Origin of the sequence: Treponema sp. UBA785, assembly GCF_002297065.1 — a bacterium.
In the GTDB taxonomy this organism is placed as follows: Bacteria; Spirochaetota; Spirochaetia; order Treponematales; family Treponemataceae; genus Treponema_D.
The window spans coordinates 1-5,677 of the sequence record NZ_DBJD01000076.1 but is presented as its reverse complement, the minus strand read 5'-3'; the positions used below and the strand labels follow the sequence as shown (position 1 = coordinate 5,677).

General features: G+C 41.8%; 5 protein-coding genes. 1 reads left to right on the top strand and 4 read right to left on the bottom strand.

The window, feature by feature from the left end; all coding sequences use genetic code 11:
- From B2X33_RS06460 to B2X33_RS06445, 4 genes are all read right to left on the bottom strand, one after another.
- Positions 1 to 182 (bottom strand): adenylate kinase family protein (locus B2X33_RS06460; protein WP_296668477.1); only part of this gene is annotated, 182 nt, incomplete at its 3' end.
- A 184-nt stretch (positions 183 to 366) separates the two neighbouring features.
- Positions 367 to 2,829 (bottom strand): AAA family ATPase, encoded by a 2,463-nt coding sequence (locus B2X33_RS06455; RefSeq protein WP_296668475.1) that lies wholly within the window; start codon positions 2,827 to 2,829, stop codon positions 367 to 369.
- Between the two features lie 20 nt (positions 2,830 to 2,849).
- Positions 2,850 to 4,031, bottom strand: coding sequence for a hypothetical protein (locus B2X33_RS06450; RefSeq protein ID WP_296668473.1), 1,182 nt, complete (start codon positions 4,029 to 4,031; stop codon positions 2,850 to 2,852).
- A 19-nt stretch (positions 4,032 to 4,050) separates the two neighbouring features.
- Positions 4,051 to 4,653 (bottom strand): TP0733 family outer membrane beta-barrel protein, encoded by a 603-nt coding sequence (locus B2X33_RS06445; protein WP_296021620.1) that lies wholly within the window; start codon positions 4,651 to 4,653, stop codon positions 4,051 to 4,053.
- A 163-nt stretch (positions 4,654 to 4,816) separates the two neighbouring features.
- Here B2X33_RS06445 and folD point away from each other — a divergent pair.
- On the top strand, positions 4,817 to 5,677 hold an 861-nt coding region (gene folD / locus B2X33_RS06440), incomplete at its 3' end, for a bifunctional methylenetetrahydrofolate dehydrogenase/methenyltetrahydrofolate cyclohydrolase FolD (protein ID WP_296668471.1).

The window sequence follows — 5,677 nt, the reverse complement described above, 5'->3', positions numbered from 1 at the left end:
TCGCTTACCAAACCGCCGGCGTCAATAATCGCCTTTGCTTTTTTGCCAAGTTCAGTTCCGTTTTTAATGTTCTCGCGGAAAATGTCGCCTGTCGAAATGTGTGGAATGTTAAAAGCCTTTGCTGCTTCCTTTGCAAGAGTTCCTTTTCCAGCTCCTGGAGGTCCTAAAAAAATAAAATTCATCGTTTTCTCCAAAAATTATTATAAAATGGGCGTTTCCCTCGCTTGTGTTCGGGGCGTGCGTTACGTTGCTCGGTAACCCTCGGCCTCCTCAGTCGCACAACAAAGTTGTGCTCCTTGCGGTGGCTGGCTTTGCCACAACTCCATGCACTAACGCTTTTCTAATATATCAAAAAATCTTCCTAACTTAAAGACCTTTTTTTTGCGTTGTGTCTGCCTGAACTTTTACCGTCAAAAATTCAATTGTCGTATTCCAGTTAAAAAGCGTGTTCTGGCAGGCAACGCTCAAAAGATTTTTGATTTTTGCCAAATCTTCCGTTCCGATTTCTCTTGCCATTGCCGAACCGTAAGAAGAATTTTCTGCATCAAACCAGCGGTTTATTTCTGTTTCTGTAATCCGTCTTTTTTCTGTAATTACTTTTGTTGCGGATTTTACAAAAAATCCATGTTCTTCAAAGGCGGCTTTTACTGAATTTTCGTTCCAGGCAAAAAGTGGATTTTCTTCGTTGCCAAAAAATTCTTTTTCGGCGTTTTCCATTTTTTTTAAGATTCCTTCGTAAGCGTTTCTTGTGCTCTCTGTCAGAATTTGGTTATAAATCAATTCCCAGATTTTCTGTCCTTTTGAAGGAATCCTTTGCGAAATTACAATCTGCTGGTCGTCTGCCACAAGGTTTTTCGGAAGGTTTTTGAGCGCGCTTGCAAGAACGTCCACGCTGTCCTGGCAGTTGAATGGATCTCGAAAGAAAATCCTGTCAAAAATCATTCCGTTTTCGTTGTATTCTTCAAGAATTTTTGCAAAAACCTGCATGCTCAGATAATTTTCTAGGCTTTCCGGCCGAAGTTTTAAAGCAGGACGGTCTAAATCGTCCAATGTGCGTCCATATTGTTCAAGAATTTCAAGTCCGCGTTGATTTGAACAAAGTCCAGCCGTTACGCCTTCCGGAGTTTTTCTGCTTACTTCCCAGATTAAAAGTCCGTCGTCCGCATTCCAGACAAGGCTTCTTGTGTGCCTGCTCAAGTCCGCCAGTTGAATCATTGCATTGCGGATTGTTGTAAGAATTTCCGCCCGGTTGGAGTCGAGCCTGCTTTTCCATGATTTGTCCGCACGGTCAAGAGCTGTTTCGCGGCGTTCATTTTTTGGAGTAAATGTCAGGTTTTCTGGTTTCGTAATCGAGTTTTTTTCAAAGTTTTTATTTATCCACCATTCACCGATTGGATTGTCAAAGTCTGTTGCAAAATGAGGAAGAGGGTGCATTCCGCACGAAACGTCGGATTCCGGTTTTTCGGGTTCAATTCCTTCCAAAATTGCAGAAATTTGAATTTCCCGGCGGCTCAAGACATCTTCTTTTATTTTTGCCTCGTAGCCCTGAGAGGTTGGCGTGTAAAAGACTCTTCCGACAAGTTCTGTTGGAAGATATTGCTGAGCAACCCAATGGTCGCGGTAAGCGTGCGGATAAAGATAACCGTTTCCGTGTCCAAAACCCTCGGCGTCTCGCGAAGAATCCCGCAAGTGGTTTGGAACTTCGGCATCTTCTCTTTCAACGCTCGAAAGCGCGTCAAAAAATGCCATGCTCGAATTCGATTTTGGGCAGGTCGAAAGGTAAAGCGCCGCGTGAGCCAGAAAATACCGTCCTTCTGGAAGTCCGACGCGGTCAAAAGCCTGAGCGCAGTTTTCTACAATGCAGACTGCGTTTGGATCTGCAAGTCCTGTGTCTTCGCAGGCAGAAATCAACATTCTCCTAAAAATAAAATGCGGATCTTCTCCGGCGCGCACCATTCTAGCAAGCCAATACATTGCCGCGTCTGGATCTCTTCCGCGCAAGGATTTTATAAATGCGGATATTATGTCGTAGTGATAGTCGCCATCGCGGTCATACAGAACAACTTTCTTTTGAATCGATTCTTCTGCGGTTTCTTTTGAGATAAAAATTGTCGAACCCCAGGCTGGAACAGGATTTGCGTTGTAAGGATCCCATTTTTCAGGTGTTGTTTCTACAGCAAGTTCCAGGGCATTTAAAAGTGAACGGGCATCTCCGTTCGCAGTTTCCACAAGGTGTTCGAGAGCGCCTTTTTCAAATTCAACGTTCCAGTGTCCGTATCCGCGCTCAACATCGTTTAAGGCAAAATTTGCGGCTTTAAAAAGGTCAGTTTTTGTGAGCGGCTTTAATTGAAAGACACGGCTTCTCGAAACAAGGGCTTTATTTACTTCAAAGAACGGATTTTCTGTTGTTGCGCCGATTAAAATAATTGTTCCGTTTTCTACCCAGGGCAGAAGGGCGTCCTGCTGAGCTTTGTTCCAGCGGTGAACTTCATCAACGAACAAAATTGTACGTCTTCCGTAAAGCTTAAAATAATCGTCTGCCTGTTTTATTGCGGCTCGAATTTCTGCAACTCCAGTCAAAACGGCATTTAGCGTAATAAAGTTTGATTTTGTGTGATTTGCAATTACTCGTGCAAGAGTTGTTTTTCCACAGCCGGGCGGTCCGTAAAAAATTACAGATGTTAGCTGGTCGGCTGCAATTGCGCGGCGCAGGAGCCTGCCTTTTCCGACAATATGATCCTGACCGATATATTCGTCCAAATTTCTAGGGCGGAGTCTTGCAGCCAAAGGTTCTTTTTGTGTTTTTGAAGCGTCAAACAAATCACTCATAAAGAGAGTTTAGCACAAAATTATTCACGGTTCCACTTTGCTCTTGCTGGATAATAAGACCACAAGCTTGCGTTTTTGCGTGTAGCAGAAGTGCTCGAAGGGTTTCCTTCAAAATTCAATGCGGCGTAAATGTCTGTGGCTGTGTCTGATTTTGTCGGGTCGATTGTCAAAAGTATCGGAACAATGTACGAAGAAGACAGGGTTGAAGTTGCGTTCGCAGAAATTGTTGTCGCAGAACCTGTCGGAATTCCAGCGTTAAGAGCAGTATTGTCTAAACCGCTTGTTGTTCCGAGCAAAAGTTTGTCTTTTGTAACGGCAATCGAACGGATTTCGCTTGAGTCGCAAGATACCTTTGTCCATTCAGAATCTCCGGCTGCTCTGTAGTAGACTGTAGTGCTGCTTGCGTAGTAAATCATTGTTGCGTCTGAATTGTAAGATTCGTTGGAAGTGATTGCGGGAGAATCTGTAAAGTAGAATGTGATACCGTCAAAAGTAGAAACTCCTTTTGCACTTGAGTAGATTGAAGTTGAATTGTCGCCTGACGTAAAATTATATTCACTGCTTTCTTCTATTAAAGTTGCTTTTCCGCCATCGAGTTTGTAAATTTTCCCATTAATTCTTGCAAAAGCGTAGCGGTTTTTGTTTTTTGGAGTATTTGTACAGAATATCGATGAAGCCGAAACTATTTCGCTTGTGATTGATTCGTCGTCAAAAGCAACAGTCTGCCAGCCTGCGTCTTTGTTTGAAGTGTCGAGGTATTTTAATTCTTTTGAAATTCCTTCCATCTCGCCATCGTCTGTAACTTCTTGTACAAAAAAAGAAAGAGAATAGATTTCTCCATTGTGGTTTGCGGCAAGTCTTACATAATTATTGCCTGGCCTTGAAGCCGTGAGCCAGTGTCCGTGTTCGGAAGTTGTGTAGTCTGTCGGATCTGTTCCGTCTGCCACGTATGTTCCGCCATTTTTTACGGCATTGTCTATATCTTTTTTCCACACGACAGGGTTTGCCGACAAATAAAGATATTCTTTTGAATCAGAACTGTCGGTTACGCGGACAAGAGAATGAACTGTGCCTTGAATTTGTGCATCCGAAAGTTTTACTTCTTCGCGGATTGTGTCAAAAATTACGCCGTTGCACGAAGTAAAAATTGAGATGGCAGAAAATATAAATATTGAAATTATGCTTTTTGAAAGTTTTTTCATTTTTTTTTATTTCCGTTTTTTAGAAGTGGTATCTTGCTGCTATTACGACAGAAGAAAAATTGCCGTGGTCGTTGTTTTCTGAATCTTCATACCACTGGGGCAAATACATAAAATTTCCCTTTATGCCAAACGACCAGCTTGGAGTTACGCGGTAAAAAATTCCTGCTTCTGGCTTAAGTGTAAGACCTGGAAAATATGTGTTGTTAAGATAACTTTCGACAGCCGCTCCGATTCCCATTGTTATTGGAAATTCAAATTTTTTTATAGTTGGCTGCACTGTAAAGCAGAATACAAATGGTACGTAAGTGAACATATTCTCTCCGATTGTCGGATTGTATCCAAAACTTACATCGAGACCGACTGCAAACCATGAAGTCAGAAATCTGTGGTAACCGATTGTTCCTGCTCCTCCGGTCGAAAGCTGACCTTCGCGGTAAAGTGGAAAATCGCCGCCAAAATTGAGCGGAAATGTTACCATAAGTCCAATATTTATGAATTGATCGCCAGGCTCGTTCATTCTATATTCAACGGCAAATCTGTCATCATCTTCGTCTTGTTCCTGACTAAAAACCGCAGTTGAAAATAAAAAAACAGTGCAACAAATTGCAATGAATTTTTTCATCTTATGCTCCAAATCTAATAGAAAAATTGCTAAAAAATATATATAGTTTTATCGAAAAGATTAACCTAATAAGGCTTTTTTTTCAATATTTAATCACAGTACAAAAACCGTCTTTGTGTCGCTAAGTTACGAAAAATTTTACGAAGTTTTTGGAGGTAAAAAAATGAGTGCTCAAATTATTGATGGAAAACAGATTGCGCTTGAAGTTCGTGCTGGTGTTGCAGAAAAAGTTGCCGCGCTAAAGGCAAAAGGAATAACGCCTTGTCTTGCAGTCATTCTTGTTGGAGAAAATCCTGCATCAGTAAGCTATGTAACTGGAAAACGCAAGGCTCTTGCAGAAGCCGGCATGACCGACCGCTCCGAAATTTTACCAGAAAATACGACAGAAGAGGAACTTTTGGCTTTGATTGACAAATTGAACAAAGACAGTTCTGTTCATGGAATTTTGGTTCAGTTGCCTTTGCCTAAGCATATTGATGAAGATAAGGTGATTATGGCAATCAGTCCTGAAAAAGACGTTGACGGTTTTCATCCAGTGAATGTTGGAAAAATGGTAATTGGAAAAAAAGCATTTTTACCATGTACACCGCATGGAATTATTGTTTTGCTCAAGAGAATGGGAATCGAAACTTCTGGAAAGCATGCTGTTGTAATCGGACGTTCAAATATTGTAGGAAAACCTGTAGCTCTTTTGCTTGCAAGACGCGAAACAAACTGTACAGTTACAATGTGCCATACAGGAACAAAAAATATGGCAGAAATCGTAAAGCAGGCTGATATTATTGTCGCCGCTTCTGGACATCCGCATACAGTAACCGCCGACATGGTAAAAGAAGGAGCTGTTGTAATCGATGTAGGCGTAAACAGAATTCCAGATGCGACAAAAAAGAGCGGTTTCCGCTTGATTGGCGATACAGATTTTGAAGCAATAAAAGAAAAAGCCAGCTTTATAACCCCGGTTCCAGGCGGCGTAGGCCCAATGACAATCGCCATGCTCATGTACAATACTCTTGAAGCTGCGGAA

Coding starts and splice junctions, on each gene's coding strand:
- B2X33_RS06450 (WP_296668473.1), bottom strand. CDS start 4,031: ATGAAAAAACTTTCAAAAAGCATAATTTCAATATTTATATTTTCTGCC.
- B2X33_RS06455 (WP_296668475.1), bottom strand. CDS start 2,829: ATGAGTGATTTGTTTGACGCTTCAAAAACACAAAAAGAACCTTTGGCT.
- B2X33_RS06445 (WP_296021620.1), bottom strand. CDS start 4,653: ATGAAAAAATTCATTGCAATTTGTTGCACTGTTTTTTTATTTTCAACT.